Source organism: Flagellimonas maritima (assembly GCF_003269425.1).
GTDB lineage: Bacteria > Bacteroidota > Bacteroidia > Flavobacteriales > Flavobacteriaceae > Flagellimonas > Flagellimonas maritima.
In genome coordinates, this window is record NZ_CP030104.1 from 1,052,465 (window position 1) to 1,068,763 (window position 16,299).

15 protein-coding genes and 1 tRNA gene are annotated in these 16,299 nt (G+C 36.6%); 4 read left to right on the plus strand and 12 right to left on the minus strand.

What is annotated here, in order from left to right; genetic code table 11:
- Window positions 1-28: 28 nt before the first annotated feature.
- The 5 genes from HME9304_RS04615 to der form a co-directional block, all read right to left on the minus strand.
- Window positions 29-589: a hypothetical protein gene (locus HME9304_RS04615; protein WP_112377465.1), complete on the minus strand. Its 561-nt coding sequence runs from the start codon at window positions 587-589 to the stop codon at window positions 29-31.
- Between the two features lie 184 nt (window positions 590-773).
- Window positions 774-1,421: a hypothetical protein gene (locus tag HME9304_RS04620; protein WP_112377466.1), complete on the minus strand. Its 648-nt coding sequence runs from the start codon at window positions 1,419-1,421 to the stop codon at window positions 774-776.
- Between the two features lie 176 nt (window positions 1,422-1,597).
- Complete coding sequence (locus HME9304_RS04625; RefSeq protein ID WP_112377467.1) at window positions 1,598-2,095, minus strand: hypothetical protein; 498 nt, start codon at window positions 2,093-2,095, stop codon at window positions 1,598-1,600.
- Between the two features lie 235 nt (window positions 2,096-2,330).
- Window positions 2,331-3,125, minus strand: coding sequence for a cation efflux transmembrane domain-containing protein (locus HME9304_RS04630; protein ID WP_164674763.1), 795 nt, complete (start codon window positions 3,123-3,125; stop codon window positions 2,331-2,333).
- 553 nt (window positions 3,126-3,678) lie between these two features.
- A complete protein-coding gene (gene der, locus HME9304_RS04635; RefSeq protein ID WP_112377469.1) occupies window positions 3,679-4,980 on the minus strand; it encodes a ribosome biogenesis GTPase Der in 1,302 nt (433 codons plus the stop codon).
- Window positions 4,981-5,057: 77 nt separating this feature from the next.
- Here der and HME9304_RS04640 point away from each other — a divergent pair, with 77 nt between their 5' ends.
- Window positions 5,058-5,561 (plus strand): GTP-binding protein, encoded by a 504-nt coding sequence (locus HME9304_RS04640; RefSeq protein ID WP_112377470.1) that lies wholly within the window; start codon window positions 5,058-5,060, stop codon window positions 5,559-5,561.
- A gap of 62 nt (window positions 5,562-5,623) precedes the next feature.
- On the opposite strand, the gene HME9304_RS04645 is transcribed toward HME9304_RS04640, so the two are convergent.
- From HME9304_RS04645 to HME9304_RS04655, 3 genes are all read right to left on the minus strand, one after another.
- Window positions 5,624-7,168, minus strand: a complete 1,545-nt coding sequence (locus tag HME9304_RS04645) for a choice-of-anchor I family protein (protein WP_112377471.1) — start codon at window positions 7,166-7,168, stop codon at window positions 5,624-5,626.
- A 76-nt stretch (window positions 7,169-7,244) separates the two neighbouring features.
- Window positions 7,245-8,129, minus strand: a complete 885-nt coding sequence (era, locus tag HME9304_RS04650) for a GTPase Era (RefSeq protein WP_112377472.1) — start codon at window positions 8,127-8,129, stop codon at window positions 7,245-7,247.
- The gene (locus HME9304_RS04655; protein ID WP_112377473.1) at window positions 8,116-9,483 is read right to left on the minus strand and encodes an alanine/glycine:cation symporter family protein; all 1,368 of its coding nucleotides are present in this window, start codon (window positions 9,481-9,483) and stop codon (window positions 8,116-8,118) included. The genes era and HME9304_RS04655 overlap by 14 nt, the downstream gene beginning before the upstream one ends.
- A gap of 221 nt (window positions 9,484-9,704) precedes the next feature.
- Between HME9304_RS04655 and HME9304_RS04660 the strand changes: the two genes are divergently transcribed.
- Window positions 9,705-9,777 (plus strand) — tRNA-Met (locus tag HME9304_RS04660).
- A 358-nt stretch (window positions 9,778-10,135) separates the two neighbouring features.
- On the opposite strand, the gene HME9304_RS04665 is transcribed toward HME9304_RS04660, so the two are convergent.
- Window positions 10,136-11,425, minus strand: a complete 1,290-nt coding sequence (locus HME9304_RS04665) for an NHL repeat-containing protein (RefSeq protein ID WP_123877353.1) — start codon at window positions 11,423-11,425, stop codon at window positions 10,136-10,138.
- A gap of 302 nt (window positions 11,426-11,727) precedes the next feature.
- Between HME9304_RS04665 and HME9304_RS04670 the strand changes: the two genes are divergently transcribed.
- Together HME9304_RS04670 and HME9304_RS04675 are read left to right on the plus strand one after the other, a co-directional pair.
- Window positions 11,728-12,657, plus strand: coding sequence for a sensor histidine kinase (locus tag HME9304_RS04670; RefSeq protein ID WP_164674765.1), 930 nt, complete (start codon window positions 11,728-11,730; stop codon window positions 12,655-12,657).
- On the plus strand, window positions 12,654-13,343 hold the full coding sequence (locus HME9304_RS04675) for a LytR/AlgR family response regulator transcription factor (RefSeq protein ID WP_112377476.1): 690 nt from the start codon (window positions 12,654-12,656) through the stop codon (window positions 13,341-13,343). Before HME9304_RS04670 ends, HME9304_RS04675 begins: the two co-directional genes overlap by 4 nt.
- Window positions 13,344-13,359: 16 nt before the next feature.
- Here the strand turns inward: HME9304_RS04675 and HME9304_RS04680 are convergent, their stop codons facing one another.
- Genes HME9304_RS04680 through HME9304_RS04690 form a run of 3 tightly spaced genes read right to left on the minus strand, consistent with a single transcriptional unit; the run spans window position 13,360 to window position 16,240 of the window.
- The gene (locus HME9304_RS04680) at window positions 13,360-14,691 is read right to left on the minus strand and encodes an MFS transporter (protein WP_112377477.1); all 1,332 of its coding nucleotides are present in this window, start codon (window positions 14,689-14,691) and stop codon (window positions 13,360-13,362) included.
- Window positions 14,692-14,726: 35 nt separating this feature from the next.
- Window positions 14,727-14,906 carry a zinc ribbon domain-containing protein gene (locus HME9304_RS04685; protein WP_112377478.1) on the minus strand — a complete coding sequence of 60 codons (180 nt, stop codon included), beginning with the start codon at window positions 14,904-14,906 and terminating at the stop codon, window positions 14,727-14,729.
- An 8-nt stretch (window positions 14,907-14,914) separates the two neighbouring features.
- A complete protein-coding gene (locus tag HME9304_RS04690) occupies window positions 14,915-16,240 on the minus strand; it encodes a TolC family protein (RefSeq protein ID WP_112377479.1) in 1,326 nt (441 codons plus the stop codon).
- Window positions 16,241-16,299: the final 59 nt, after the last annotated feature.

A 16,299-nucleotide genomic window follows, 5' to 3' on the forward strand; every position in this document is an offset into this window, starting at 1 on the left:
AACTGTAATTTGAGATGTATTATTCCTTTTAATTCTTGGTTACAATATTTCCACAACTGACTTTGTGTCCATTGATTTTATAAATTAAGTCTTGTTTTTGTAATTCAAATCCCGCTCGCACAACACCATTGACTCCTTGATTGGAAAGTGCAACTACATACAAAAGATACGAGTCATTCGGGGCAATGGTTTTTTGTAACTCAGTCGGTTTATCTACGTTTTCATCCAAAAATAATTTTAAATTCAAGCCATAGTTGAACAAGGATTCTTTTTTGAATGTCATTTTTTCCTTTGGTAAAAATAAATGGAATTTTGTGCTTGGCGAGGACGGAATTGTGAACGAATCACGTGGAAAATCAATTGCGAGTTGCAAGTCAGAAACTGTTTTATTTGTTATACAGCTCCAAAATATAACATAGATATATTCTTTACCATTTGGGTCCGTGTATATTAGCCCACCTTTAGGATAACTATTTTGGATCAATATTCCTTTATTAATAGAATCGGAATACTCAAACTCCGTGTGAAACTTTTGTCCCGTTATCGCGTAAGAGCATAGTAATAGGCTAAAAGCAATTAGTAGTTTCATGAATATGTCTGTTTTTTGGCTTGAGCCAAATAGCTCCCTACATCAAAAGTAGTGCTGAAAATAGGCAATAGCTTTTCTGATGACACGTAATCCAAATTTAAAAATTTGGCGGACTTCTCAAATAAGTAATCCTCTTTGGTTCCAGTGCTTACCAACTATATTTTATACTAGGAATCGGTAGCAGTTATTCTTTTAAAATCAAATTTCTAAATCGTCCAGAAGAACCAAAGCCCGTCCAAATCCCAATTTTTTTTGATAATGGCTTAGTTAATCTATCAACAATTAAAACAGGTTCGGATAAATCATTGACAAAAACTTTGACTGTTGTTTCTTCTACATGAATTATTGCCTTGAACCAATCATCAGGATTCGGTGGCATTTTGATTTCATTCTCAAATTCCCCGGTTTTTTCTTTTCTAAGTTTTCTCCAAGTAAATTCAGGATGATAAATGTATTGAACCATATGTTCTTTTCTTATTTGTTCCTTTGCAACAAAATTGAAAGGTCTAAAATATATAGCTTCATAAGTTTCATCGTTTTGAATGTTAAAAGCTATTCCAATAAAGCTTTTACCCGGATTATTCTCACCCAAAAGTTCTATTTCGATAAGCCCTTTTTCAAATTCCACATCTTCAATTATTCCAATTCCACTTTCATCCTCTGCATTCATTTCTACAGCATCCTCTTTATCTCCGAACAATGATATGGAACGATTTACTGCCTTTATTTTATCGCTTTTTAGTTTACTGGATAAGCTTACCTCTTGTTGACAGAAAGCATTGATAGAAATCAGAATAATTGTAAGAAGGACACTAGTTTTTTTAATGTTCATATTCTAAAATTTTATTACTGCCAATAATGTTGTATACGGCTCTGTAGCATGCAAATTAGCAATAACTTTTTGGAAGAGTACCATGGCAGTTCTCATAATTATTGGGATGGCGGACTTGCAGATATGACTTAATTTTAAATAAAGCAGCTATGAGCTATATAATTTGTTGCAAGTATTTATTTATTCTCATTTTTTTGTTGGATTCCTTTATTTAATCTCCAAATGCCAATTCCAATCAATAAAAGAGGAAATACACCAATAAATGCCCTCATGGTTAACAATACAATTCCAAAAATCAGAGGTAATATTATCATCACAATTCCGATAGCAATATTTTCTTTTCCCTTTTCTTTTAAGCTTACACGTATTAATTGCATATATTCCGAATCAATTCCGTGATTCTCTTTCAGGGTTTTGTCAATTTCGATTTCTTTCATACCTGATTTGCGATAACTTAAAATATTGTCAAATAAAATATTATCGGTAATATGATATTTTATAGAAGTCAAATATTCTGTAATACCCACCGCAACATTATTCTCATTTCTATTGATAAGTTCATTTTGTAATATCGGAATAAATTCAGGTTTTATTGATTTAATTTCGGATACAAGTTTTATTAATTCTTCTGTCGAAAAATTCTTATAGTTTTTTTTAATCGATTCAATATCCATTTAGTCTAAAGTGTTGTTCTTTGATTACTGGCAACGGTCAAGTATGTGAAAAGTAGTTTTTACGATAAGTGATAATTTTAGGACACATACACAAGTGGGTCCGATGATTATTAGGGTTACTAATTATATATTTTTAAAAAATTGTCGAATTTAAAAATTATAAAAATATCCAAAATCTCATGTTTTCAATGACTTACGGTATTTTTATATACAATGCTAAGTAGTAACTTTTTCCTCACGTGCTTAATTTCAAAATCCGAAACGCTCCTTGAACAACCAAAATAAAAACGATTGTTCCGATAATCAAATCAGGTTTGTTGGAGCTCAACCAATTTACCAAAATCCCTGCGATTATTACTCCTAAATTGACAATTACGTCGTTTGATGTAAAAATCATGCTCGCTTTCATGTGTGCCTCGTCTTTTCTCTTTGTTTTTTGTAAAATGTAGAGACAAATTCCGTTTGCGAGGAGTGCAAAAATTGAAACGATGATCATTGTTGAAAAATTGGGAAGTTTCTCGTCTCCAAAAAATCTTCTTAAAACTTCTACAAACCCAATAATCGCAACTGTTATTTGAAAATATCCAGCAAGTTTGGCAATCCGCTTTTTCTTAATCAACGTTCCGCCAACCGCAAATAAACTAATTCCATAAACGAAACTGTCGGCAAGCATATCCAAACTGTCGGCAACAAGTCCCATCGATTTTGAGATAATTCCTGTCGCCATTTCAATAAGGAAAAAAGCAAAGTTTATGACAAGTACAGACCAAAGTAGCTTTTTTTGTTTTTCATTCTCTTTAAATACCGTTTGGTCGGTTTGTTCCGTTGAGATTTTCCTTCCACCTAAGTTCAGTTCGAGAACTGACTTTTCGATTTGGTCAATTTCTCCGCTGTGAAAAACAGTCAATTTTCGATTTGGAATATCAAAGTCCAAATTCACAATACTTGAAATTTCGTCCAATTTTATTCGGATTAGATTTTCCTCCGATGGACAGTCCATTTTGGTAATTTCAAATATTGTTTTTTTCACTCGGTATATTGGTTTTCCAGTATTACTTTCAACTAACAGATATAAGGAATATGCATTATATCCATTTCATAAACTCTTAAAAATAATAGTTTTAAGGCGAAATTGTTCAAGTATATAATAACATAACCATTTCTAATTTTACCCGTTGTGCAATATGAAAACCAGAAATTTTGATTTGGCGCTATGTTGAACTCGTTTCAACCTCCACTTACTAATTCTGTAGCCGGTTCCGAGGATGGGAACTTGAAACCTGCCTGGCCGGCAGGCAGGCAAGTTTAGGATGACGGCAAAAATGTGCTGTTTTAAGATGTTTAACTCCAAATATTGGGGATGAAAGTTAAATAGCGAAATGCACTAGTGTTTAATTTTATGAATATATAGGAGATTAAACGGTACGGAAAGAGCATTGATAAATACAGTGCATTAATTGTAAGGACAATCAAAAACCATTGGATACAATCGCTAAATCCAAGCAGCCTATGCACCGTTTTTGGTATGTGTCTAAAATCAATAAATTTTACGTCGTAATTACCTTATGACAAAATCACACACTTTATTTCTTCCTCATAAAGATGGTAATGGGAACACCACTAAAGTCAAAATTCTCTCTCAACTTGTTTTCCAGAAAGCGTTTGTAAGGGTCACGTACATATTGCGGTAGGTTACAGAAAAAAGCAAACTGTGGATATGGCGTGGGCAATTGTGTACAAAACTTAATCTTAACAAACTTTCCTTTGTAAGCTGGTGGCGGAGTATGTTCTATGATTGGAAGCATGATATCGTTCAATTTTCGGGTCACTACTTTTTTTGAACGATTTTTATAGACATCAACAGCGGTCTCAATTGCCTTAAAAATACGTTGTTTCGTCAACACGGATATGAATAGAATGGGGACATCATCAAAAGGTTCTATTGCCTTTTTTATCTTTTGGGTATATTCTTTAACTGAATTGGTTTCTTTTTCGACCAAATCCCATTTGTTTACCAAAATCACTATTCCCTTATTGTTTCTTTGTGCCAGCCAAAAGATATTCTGCACCTGTCCGTCAAAACCACGGGTTGCATCTACCAGCAAAATACAAACATCGCAATGTTCTATTGCCCTTACAGAGCGCATTACAGAGTAGAACTCCAAATCTTCCCTTACCTTTGCCTTTCTACGGATTCCTGCCGTATCTACCAAATTGAATTCAAATCCAAATCTATTGTATTTGGTGTCAATACTATCCCGAGTCGTTCCGGCAATATCAGTAACTATATAACGGTCTTCTCCAATAAGTGCGTTGATAAAAGAGGATTTACCTGCATTGGGCCTACCCACTACTGCGAATCTTGGTAGCTCATTTTCATCTTCTCCAATTTCCGGTAGTTCTTTTACAAGCGCGTCCAATAATTCCCCTGTTCCACTGCCATTTATACTCGATAAAGTGAAATAGTCTCCAAGACCTAAAGCATAAAACTCCACGGCATCGGCTTCACGTTGGGCATTGTCCACTTTATTTATGGCGAGAAAAATAGGTTTGTCGACCCTGCGCAATAATTTAGCCACATCTTCATCCATTCCCGTTACCCCAGATTCAACATCAACCATAAAAATAATGGCATCTGCCTCATCTATAGCGAGCTCAACTTGTTTGTCTATTTCCTTCTCGAAAATATCGTCGCTACCTACTACATACCCGCCAGTATCAATAAGGGAAAATTCCTTGCCGTTCCAGTCACTTTTTCCATAATGACGGTCACGCGTTACGCCGCTAACGGCATCCACAATAGCTTCACGACGTTGAATGAGTCGATTAAAAAAAGTGGATTTACCCACGTTTGGCCTTCCTACAATTGCAACAATAGCACCCATCAGCATGAAATTTTGGCAAAAATACCACTATTTATGAAGAAAAAAATGATATCTTTTTTATTCAATTTCAATACGTTATGAAAAACATAGGTAATGAAATCGTATTACGACCCAGGTTTGCTATCTCCTTGAATTCTGACCTTGAGCCTTTAATGGAGATTTTTGATCAAACCAAACAGGACCAATTGTTGGTCAAACGGTTGGATGAACACATCTATATTCGATTTAGAAAAAAGGATACCACATTTTGGTCTCCCCAACTTCATTTGGAACTCACCTCCTTTGAAAAAGGGATAAGCCATATACATGGGGTTTTTGGGCCAAATCCCACACTTTGGACTTTTTTTATGTTCCTACATTTTGGTATCGGTACACTTTTTGTCATTTTGGGAGTTTTTGCCTATTCAAATTATTCTTTGGGCCACGATATTACGCTTTGGATGGTCGTAATGTCATTTTTAGTATTGATTTGGTTTGCATTGTACGCATTTGGAAGACTGGGTAAGTCCAAAGGACGACCTCAAATGAAGCAACTAAAAGATTATCTGCAAGAGTTGATTTCCGATTTTGACAAAAGGTAAAAGGCACAGTCCGTAAACCATGCCCTTAACAAACTTACTTAAATTCTGAAGCAAAAATTATCTTAATCGTTCTGATAAAAAGTAACCGTTCCACTTACTTCGTTACTGACCACCAACAGTTCTTTACCTGTTGGACTATCCACAGCATCAATCGCCAAAACACCCTCTGGGCCTACATCACCGGCAGTTTCCAAAATTTGCAGGAATTCCGGGAAACTTGGATTGGAAATATCGTAAACCATAATTTGATTGTTTCGTTCCAGGCCAACAAATAGAATTTGCCTGTCCCCTATTTGCTGAATGGTCACTGCTTCGGGTTCAGCTCCTTTATCATCACTACGGCTATCGTCTCCATTGAATACGGCAGGGGTAAGTTCCAAGGTTTTCTTGGCAATATCGTTTCCACTATCATAGACCAATTGCCCTTGTCCAGACCATATTGTAAAGGAACGGGCGCCGTAATTATATAGCTCATCGTAATCACCATCACCATCAATATCCCCCAGTGTGGTAGTTGATTGCAAACGTCCTAAATTTTCATCTAATTGCAAGGTAGCGGCGTCAGGAAAAACAGTTTCATCAAAAACCAAATCTGCCATGCGCTCCTCTTCTGAAAAGCCATCGTAATCACGTGCATCGCCTTCGTTGGCGGTAACTACATAGTCCATGCCGTTAACGGAATAATATGCTATGGCATCTGGTTGGTACATTCCAAATACGGGAACACTGCGCAGCTCTTTTTTGTCATCTCGGTTACTTGGGTCTATTTCATTTCCAACGGCCGAATAGTCTTTAAAACCTAAAGGAAGAATATTCTCGATTTGCTTTGTTTCCAGATTCACTACCGCAATTCCGTTATTCTCCTGCAAAGTGACCCATGCTTTTTTTGAATCTTCCGAAATCGTTACATATTCTGGCTCTACATCCATTGCCAACGTTGCATTTGGTCCAAATACACGAAATCCCTTTTCTTCCAAACTGGTTTCCATTCCATTAAAGCTCTCAAAATCCAAAATGGAAATTTCTTTTGTATCCAAATTTATGATACCAATGGAACCGATAGGGTCATTTGTATATTCATCGTTGGGTTCACCTTCGTTCGCACACACAATAAATTCACCGTCTGGAGTAAATGTTACCATATCCGGTAAAGCACCTACTTTAAAGCTGCAGATTTCTTTCTGGGAATCAGTATCAAATAATTCAATATAACCATTGGCCTGTTTATCTTCAGCTTCTATTGCGACCGCCAATTTGCCATCGCTTATGGCAACACTGTTTGGAGATCCCGCATTAATACAGGTAATTGAATTTAGTCTTACTGGGCTGCTCAGGTCTGAAAGGTCAAAAACAGAAATTTCGGTACTTTCCACATTAACAATGAAAAGTTTGTTTGTAGAGGGATCAAAAGCAGATATTTCTGAAGCCCCCTCTCCCCCAACCTGAATGGTTCCATAAAATTCAAAATCGACTTGGGTCACGGGAATTTCATCATCAACAGGGTCGTCGTCCGTTCCGCCATCACCGATAAAATCATCTATTTTTTCGCAAGAAAAGAATGCAAGAATTAAAATTGCAGGGAATAATAGTCTAAGGTAATTTTTCATTTTTGTTTGGTTTAAATTTCCTCGGAAGTTCTAAACCAAACGTAAAATTACCGTTAGCTGAATACTAAATTATAATTTAGTTATTGTAACCAAAACGTTTCAGCTGACGGGAATTACTGCGCCAGTTTTTATTTACCTTAACGTAGAGCTCTATATGCACCTGCTTGCTAAAGAATTTTTCCAAATCTTTCCTAGCTTCTACACCAACACGTTTTAGGGCACTGCCTTTATGCCCTATGATTATTCCTTTCTGAGTATCCCTTTCCACCATTATTATGGAACGGATTCTGATAATATCATCGTCCTCAAAAAATTCCTCGGTCTCTACCTCAACGGCATAAGGGATTTCCTTTTTGTAGTGCATCAATATTTTTTCCCTGATAGTCTCATTCACAAAAAAACGTTCCGGTTTATCCGTTAACTGGTCTTTGGGGTAGTAGGGCGGAGCTTCTGGCAATAATTCTAAAATCCGTTCAAAAACTTGCTTCACATTAAAGTTTTCCAAAGCGGAGATGGGATGTATTTCCGCTGTGGGAAGCAATTCCTGCCAATGCTGTATCTGTTCCTCCAATATGTGTTGTTCAGAAGTGTCGATTTTATTCAGAAGCAACAATACAGGGATTTTACTGTTCTGGATTTTTCTGAAAAAAGCCTCGTCCTTTAGAGCCTTTTCTCCTATTTCGACCATGTATAGCATAACATCGGCATCCTCAAATGCCAATTTCACAAAATTCATCATAGAACTTTGTAATTCATAAGCCGGTTTTATGATTCCTGGCGTATCAGAAAGAATGACCTGAAAATCATCTCCATTTACAATTCCTAAAATTCGATGCCGAGTGGTTTGTGCCTTTGAAGTTATTATGGACAGTTTTTCACCAACAAAAGCATTCATCAAGGTAGACTTGCCCACATTTGGATTGCCAATTATATTTACAAATCCTGATTTATGCTTTTTCATTTTTCATTTTTGAGAAATAACTTTTAGCTGCCAAATTTACTTTTGGAGAAAGATAAAGTACTGCTAACATGTTTGGAATTACCATAAGTGCATAAGCCAAATCAATTAAATTGATAACCAAATCAACCGAAGCCACTGCCGCAAAAACAATAGTGGCCACAAAATACCAATTATAATATTTTCCGATTTTTGCGTTCGTCAAAAAAGAAAGACATTTTACGCCATAATACGAATAGGTAAATAAGGTAGATAGTGCGAATGCTGAAACAATTATCATTAACAGTATATCCCCATATCCAAACAACATTTTTTTGAAAGCGATCAAGGTCATCAGTATTCCATTACTTTCGGCTTCTAAATAAGCTCCGCTGAGTATTATTACTATTGCAGTCAGTGTGCAAACGATGATGGTATCTATAAAAGGCCCGAGCATTGCAACCAAACCTTCTTGTACAGGTTCATCGGTTTTGGATTGCCCATGGTACATAGGTGCACTTCCCAAACCAGCTTCATTTGAAAACATGGCGCGACGAACTCCAAGAATCACAAGTCCCCAGAAGCCACCTTTTACCATGGTATCAAAATTAAAGGCTTCGGTAATAATCAATTTTAGAGAAGGCCAAACTTCTGTAGCGTTTGTAAACATTACAATCAGGACTGCAACAAAGTATACAAGCACCATAAAAGGAACGATTGCCGATGCAACCTTAGCTATTTTTTTTAGCCCTCCGAATATCACGAACGATGTGATAATAGCAAGAACAATCCCGATAATCAATTTCCAATTAAAATCCCCGAGCAAAGCAAGTGTTTCATTCGGGTTTACCACATTCATAAAGGTTTGGGTAAATTGATTTGCCGTAAAGACTCCAAGAAAACCAAAGAGACCCGCTATACAGAAAAAGGTGGCCAAAGGTTTGGCTTTTTTGCCCATTCCCTGCATAATATAGAACATTGGCCCTCCCTGTAATTTTCCCTCAGAATCTTTTCCGCGAAACATTATAGAAAGGCTACAGGAATAAAATTTGATGCACATGCCTATTAACGCAGTCATCCAAATCCAAAAAACCACTCCTGGGCCTCCCATATATATTGCGATTGCCACTCCCGAAATATTCCCTAGGCCTACCGTGGCAGCGACCGCAGCAGATAATGCCTGTAGATGGCTAACATCCCCCTCTGCGCCTTCTTTATCATATTTTCCTGCTGTAATCGCAATTGCATGCCCAAAATATCGATAAGGCAAAAACTTGGATTTAAATATCAAGAACAATCCGCCCCCAATCAAAAGAATAAGCATTGCCCATTCAGTGTAGGGTATCATTGCAGACAAGAAATCGTTAATTGCTTTCATAATGTAAAATCCCGAATTTATGGATTTTTAAGATGTATTGACCAGAACAGCTCCATGAATATTGGTTTTAATTTGGAAATAAGGACAAAACGGTTGTATATTTGCCGTCCATATCGCGGGATAGAGCAGCATCCTTCGACTACGCTCAGGATAAAGTACCTACTTTAAATTTGAGTCAAAAACAACAATAAGTGCTCCGCAATGGCACAGTAAACATACATCGCGGGATAGAGCAGTAGGTAGCTCGTCGGGCTCATAACCCGAAGGTCACTGGTTCGAGTCCAGTTCCCGCTACTAGAAAAGGCTTCCACTAAATGGAAGCCTTTTTTTGGATAGTATGTGCTTTTAGTTTTTTTCTATAGGCTTAGAAGTCAGGTCTCTCCAACGCCATTTGCTCAATTTTTGTCAAAAGCTTTTAAAATTTATAGCTTATGGTATCTTGAAAGCTATAAGTTGACTTTTATATTCTAACAATTGGCATATATAATGTAAGGTCATTAGAACAGAACAGCGTTTTTGATGATTATAAATAGATTCGTTCTGAAAAAATGATGTGCACCTTACTTATAAAATACCAAAGCCGCCTTAAAGAAATATATATTTCCGGCAATCATAAGATATGAGTTGAGAGGTATAAATTTTAAAGGTTAGACTATTCAGATTTTCTCTTTAGTATTGAACTTACATCAACTTTTCTAATTAAAGGGATAGCAACCTCTTCCAATTTTAGTTTCTTATCATCATTATAGGCGTTCCATGGACTGTTTGCCACATAAAATAGTTCATCGCCCACCATAACACCCAATGTAGGTTCGTTCATTTCTGGCAGAGCTTTTTCTATAAAGGCAAAGGAGATGATTTCGTCTTCCGCATCACTAAGTTGGTAGTTCATGATTCTAAAGGGCTTTAATCCATTATGGATTGCGATTAAGCTTCCATTATGGTAATATAGTCCGTCGATGCCCTTAAGGGGGTGGTGTAAGCTGTACTTTATTGCTGATAGCTTTTTCTTTTCAAAATCATAACTAAAGATTCCCTCGCGGTAATCAGCAATAAACAGTTTTGTGCCTTCCGTATTTAAATCAATTCCCTGGAGCGAAATCAAGTTAGGTGCTTTAAAAAGAACTTCGAGCTCCTCTTTCCCTTTCTTTACAGTATAGACAACCGGGTTTTCTGCGTTACTGTTGGATACGTAGATGGCACCGTCTACCGATATAGTTAAATCGCCCAACCATGCATTTTCGTGTGGTGCTGAATACGATTCCAATAATTTCCCTGTTTTCAAGTCAAAGCACAATACTTGTGCAACTTTGCCCTCGTGGTCTCCTACCATTTCAGGGATTGGGGTAGAACAAGCCCAAAGCAATCCATTTTGATCATCCACTTTAAGACCCATAATTGCATTGAGACTTTCTACATTAGCAAACTCTTTGACTGCTCTGTCCTTATCCAATTCTAAAATTTTACGTTGACGCACGCTTCCAATATAAAATTTTCCTTGCTTTTCACTATAAGCAACACCTTCAGGATGTATCGATTTATCATTTATTTCAAAAGCTTTTCTACCCTTACTGATAATTTTATTCAAATCTTTGACTTCGTTTATCAATTCCATATAAGGTAGAAAATTGGTCAAGCCTTGAAAATCTCCATCATTCTGAAATGGAAGCGTAGCATCCATCCAAACAACTCTTTTAAGTGTATTTACGGACTTCTCTTTTTTTCCGTTTAAAGCGTAGGCAGCAGCAAGGTTGTATAAGAGAGTTGGATGATTAGAGCGAATTTTATTGGCTTGAAGCATTTTATCCAGAAAGGTTACATAGTCGCCCAAATCATAGGCTTTTTTACTTTCAGTATAGATTTGTTGCAGATTGGATTGACCAAAAACCATCACAGACCAAATGATGGTAAATGCACAAACATGTATTTTGAATTTTTCCACTGGAACATCATTTTTGTTCAAGAAAATAAAAAATCATTTGACCAGGATATTTTAATTACCAACAACTTGGTTTGGGAGGCAGAAAACCAAAAAATAAGGAAATCTGCATTTTGCCCACCTACACAAGTCATATATCCCCCAACGCTGTGCGTAAGATATCTTTTTTTAGTTTTATGCTTTCAATGAAACGTGTTTCCCTTTCATATAGGAACTGGCACATCCTGTTTTGGTCTGTATATCTCTTGTTCAAGATATACCATGAATTCGTATGGATTTATCCAAAATATGAAAATCTGACTTTTTTGAGCGCTTTAAAAATTGCTTCAATAGCCCAGATCAGCATTCTATTTCCAAAAGTCGTTTTTACCTATTGGGTAGTATATAAATTATTACCAGAGAAATCAAGTACTGCTACAAAATGCTTAAAACTTTTCTGGGCCTTCCTGATTACTTTATTATTACATCAACTACTAGCTTTATACGTAGCACTTCCGTTTGCGTATCTAGAAATCATCCCCAGCATACTGAATTTTATATCTTTAAATCGTTTATCCTCCGCTGTTATAGATATCCTTTTTGTTGCGGGTATAGGTACTGCCCTTATCACAATTCATAGGAACAAACTGTCAAAAGAACGGGAACGGGAACTTGAAAAGGAAAAAACAACAGCTGAACTGAGGTTGCTTCGACAACAGATAAATCCTCATTTTTTGTTAAACACCCTGAACAATCTTTTTGTACTTGCCAGAAAAAAATCGAAAACTACCTCAGAAGCAATTATGAAGCTTTCAAATTTGATGAAATATGTACTTTATGACGCCACTTTTGAAAAAGTTCCACTCACCAATGAAATTGCCTTAATCAATGATTATATTGAATTGGAAAGATTGAGATATGGCAAAAGGCTTCAGCTAAATTTTGACATGGAAGGTGATATAACTGGAGAACTACCTCCAATGCTATTGCATTCCTTAATCGAAAATGCTTTTAAGCACGGTGCAAGTGAAAGTTTGAAGGATAGTAAAATTGACATCGCGCTAACGGTAAACCATAAGGAGCTTATTTTTAATGTTTCCAACACATATGACAAAAACGCTTTAAACAATACACAGGGCATAGGCCTAAAAAACCTAAAACGACAATTAGAACTCCAATATCCTGACCATGTTCTTGAAACTTCTTCTAAAGATGGTATTTACAAAGTCTTGATGAAAATTCAACTCACGGAATGAATGTTATTAAATGTCATATTGTTGAGGATGAGCCTTTGGCGGCAGAATTGCTTACAGACTATATTGAGCAAATTCCCTTTCTAAAACTGCACGGTATTAGTGTGACAGCGATAGAAGCCTCATTGGTTTTGAATAAAATCGATATTCAATTATTGTTTCTGGACCTTCATTTGCCAGGCATGAAAGGTTTCGATTTTATTAAAGGACTCTATAACCCGCCCAAGGTCATAGTCACTTCTGCATACCCTCAGTACGCTTTGGAAGGTTACGACCTAAATATTGTTGACTATCTGGTAAAGCCTATAAAATTTGAACGTTTCTTTCGCGCAGTGAACAAATTGCAAATCCATACTTCGCCAGAATTCAATAAAAAGGTAGTTTATTTCCATGAAAATAGAAGAAACGTTCCCGTTGAAGAAGATGACATCTATTTTATAGAGGCCCAAGGGAACTATATTAAGGTATATTTAAAAAATAGCATGATTTCCTGTAAAACCACTTTAAAAAAAACAATCTTGAATATATCGGATTCCAAATTTCTTAGAATACACAAGTCTTTTGTCATCTCATGCTCCAAAATTGAATCATTTAATAAGAATTACGTCACTGTTTTAAATCGTGAATTGCCTATTGGGAGGTTTTATAAAAATTCTGTAAACGATGCAATCAATCGGATTTTTCGATAAATCAAATTAAATGTGACTATGTAGCCAGTTTCACTTCTTTGCGTTGTTTAATGGAATTGAACCAAGTAAAAATAGTAATCAATAAAAAAATACAGCCCCCAATTATAAAGACGGTCGTAGCTAAAAACTCAAATAGAATCCCACCCAATATCAATCCGAACATACTGGCAATACTGCCCATACTGTTTCCATAACCCTGAATGGCCCCTTGCATGGATGCAGTGCCCACCCTTGACAATAATGCCATAAAACTGGGCCACATTAAACCATTGCCTATTGATAATAACGTATTGGCCATATATAGAACTACCAAGTTTCCGTAGGATAGTAAAAAAAAGGACAATGCCAATATTAAAGAACCTATAAGTATAAGCTTTTCATTACTGATTTTACCCTCCAATCTAGTTAAAACGGGCCCTTGCACAACAACCATAATAAAGCTGGAGTAAGCCAAAAAAATTCCCAAGTCTGTAGAAGACCAATCCAAAATAGTATTTGCATATATGGGCAAGCCCGCATAAAAGAGACTGAAGCCAAGAAAAGTGAGGAAATATACCAAATAAAGGATAGGTATCCCAGGTATTTTTACTATCGATTTTAATCCTACGTTTGGCGCACTGGATTGCAACTCGCCTTCTTGATAACAATCCTTGTGTTCTACCTGAAAAAACCTTCGAAATGATTTAAAATTTATTTTACCTGTATTTACAACACAGGGAACACTTTCTTTTAGTTGTGTGTTTATCACAAAAATAGCAATCAAGGAAATTAGGGCTGCCAAAATCAAAGGCAGTATTTCGCCTAGAATCGTTGAGGCCAAAATTCCTGCAAAGGCAGGACCAAGAACAAAACCTAAACTGGTCGAAGCCCCCATTTTTCCAAAATTGGAATTTCTATCCTCATCCGTAGAAATGTCTGATAAATAAGCGTTGGCCACAGAAACGTTCCCACCCGTAAAACCATCAAAAATTCTGGCAATAAAAATAATGATCAACGGTAATGTCATAATGTAGCTACCCGTAAGACCTGTACTTTGTGTCCATAATACGGTCTCAGGAAGAATAAAAGCGAGCAAGAAAAGTGTCCATGCCATAAATGTTCCCAGTTGGCTTATTACCAGAACCTTTTTTCTGCCGATTCTATCTGAGAGTCTTCCTAAAATAGGTGCGCCGATAAATTGAAAAAAGGGATACATGGCTCCTAAGATTCCATAAATAAAACCGTTGCCGCCCATATCCGTAACTATAAAAATAAGAATGGGAACTACAATACTATAGCCCAGAATGCCTATAAAATTCACCAATAGAATTGGAAATATTTTAGGTGAAACCAGCTTGGGGAATTTCATAGAAAGTAACCGAGTTATGTTTAAAGATACAGAATTTATTGCCCCAATTCTTTGGCTTCAAATTGAATTAAGTCTTGGTTTTGAAAAGCTGTGGAAACTTCAATGGGGTTACAGCACACCTCGCAATCCTCCACATAAGTCTGAGAAATTGACGTATCCAACAAAAAAGAAATTTCTTCCCAGCAATAAGGGCATTGAAAAAAATGTTCCAGCATAATCCAGCTTAAAAATCAACATTCAGTAATTGGCCACTTATCTGGAGCATTAATAGCTCGGCCAATTTAGCACTGTATTTAGCTTGGCTTTGTGCCAATTCTGCATTCAACAGATTCAATTGTGCTTGCCTAAATTCAATGGAAGTCACTTGACCCAACTTATAACGTTCATTAGTCCGGTTAAAATTGTTCTGGTTGGTCTGCAAATTCTTTTCCTGAACCTCCAATACATATAAGGCATTGGTGTAACTGTCCCATGCATTTCGGATATCCCGTTCCACCTGAAGCTCTATTTGCTTTTTTAAAAGTTCTTGGTTTTCGTAATTGATTTTTACGTTCTTTATTCCAGTAACTCCCCTACCTCCATCGAAAAGATTCCATGTGAGGTTGACCGCACCCGTTACACCTGTAGAGGTATTTTGTATAAGAAATGCAAGTGGACTGTTATTGCTTGATTCGTTCCAACCATAAGTCCCCGTTAAACCGATCGTTGGCAAAAAAACGCTTTTTGCAGCTTTAACATTGTACTCGGTAATATTCATCCCTTTTTCAACTATTTGTAAGCGGATGTTGTTCAATTTTGCATCATTGTGCATTTCTTCCATCTGAAGACCGGGAACAAAACTAACCGTCGTATCAGCAAGAAATTGCTTAGAAAGCTCCCTGTTCAAAACCAAGTTCAGGTCCCGCATTGTGTTTCTTAGTTCTTGTCTTGAGTTTAAAAGGTTTATACTATCCGTATTAATGTCAACTTCGGCATTCAATACATCCAACCCTGTATTTTGGCCATATTGAAATTGATATCTCGATCGTTTTAACCTGTCTTTTGAAATCTCAAGTGCCTCTTCAAGGTTCTTCGTATTTTCCGTAAGTCTTGCTACTTCATAGTAAACTGTAAAGAGTTGAACTATAGTGTTCTCTATAGTTTGCCTTACTTCCAATTCAGATTGCTGTGAGCGCTCTTGGAGGCTTTTATAGGTGTAGCGTCTATTGAGACCGTCAAATAAAACATAATTAACATCGACCGATGCATTATAACGCCTCGTTTCTGCACCGTCGGCTGTACGCGTATCTCCACTAGCCAACTGTCCTTCCGTATCTTGTTTATCTATGCTGCCGCCTGCATTTGCACTAACGGTAGGTAAATAACCCGAATTTAAGATATTGGCATTGTTCTCATCGATTTTCTGGGTATTCCTTGCAACACGTATCTCCAGATTGTTTTCAAGCACCAAATCGATTGCTTCCTCTTTGGTGAGTAACTCCTCTTGTGCATTCAAAAAATTTGCACCAAACAATAATATCAAGGGTAATGGATAAAATAAACTTTTCATTATAAAACTTCTTCTATAGCTTTTGAAGTATCAATTTTTAATTTGTGGACCGTTACTTT

Coding starts and splice junctions, on each gene's coding strand:
- HME9304_RS04685 (WP_112377478.1), bottom strand. CDS start 14,906: ATGCTGGAACATTTTTTTCAATGCCCTTATTGCTGGGAAGAAATTTCT.
- der (WP_112377469.1), bottom strand. CDS start 4,980: ATGGGTGCTATTGTTGCAATTGTAGGAAGGCCAAACGTGGGTAAATCC.
- HME9304_RS04690 (WP_112377479.1), bottom strand. CDS start 16,240: ATGAAAAGTTTATTTTATCCATTACCCTTGATATTATTGTTTGGTGCA.
- HME9304_RS04645 (WP_112377471.1), bottom strand. CDS start 7,168: ATGAAAAATTACCTTAGACTATTATTCCCTGCAATTTTAATTCTTGCA.
- HME9304_RS04615 (WP_112377465.1), bottom strand. CDS start 589: ATGAAACTACTAATTGCTTTTAGCCTATTACTATGCTCTTACGCGATA.
- HME9304_RS04640 (WP_112377470.1), top strand. CDS start 5,058: ATGAAAAACATAGGTAATGAAATCGTATTACGACCCAGGTTTGCTATC.
- era (WP_112377472.1), bottom strand. CDS start 8,129: ATGAAAAAGCATAAATCAGGATTTGTAAATATAATTGGCAATCCAAAT.
- HME9304_RS04680 (WP_112377477.1), bottom strand. CDS start 14,691: ATGAAATTCCCCAAGCTGGTTTCACCTAAAATATTTCCAATTCTATTG.
- HME9304_RS04620 (WP_112377466.1), bottom strand. CDS start 1,421: ATGAACATTAAAAAAACTAGTGTCCTTCTTACAATTATTCTGATTTCT.
- HME9304_RS04625 (WP_112377467.1), bottom strand. CDS start 2,095: ATGGATATTGAATCGATTAAAAAAAACTATAAGAATTTTTCGACAGAA.
- HME9304_RS04675 (WP_112377476.1), top strand. CDS start 12,654: ATGAATGTTATTAAATGTCATATTGTTGAGGATGAGCCTTTGGCGGCA.
- HME9304_RS04655 (WP_112377473.1), bottom strand. CDS start 9,483: ATGAAAGCAATTAACGATTTCTTGTCTGCAATGATACCCTACACTGAA.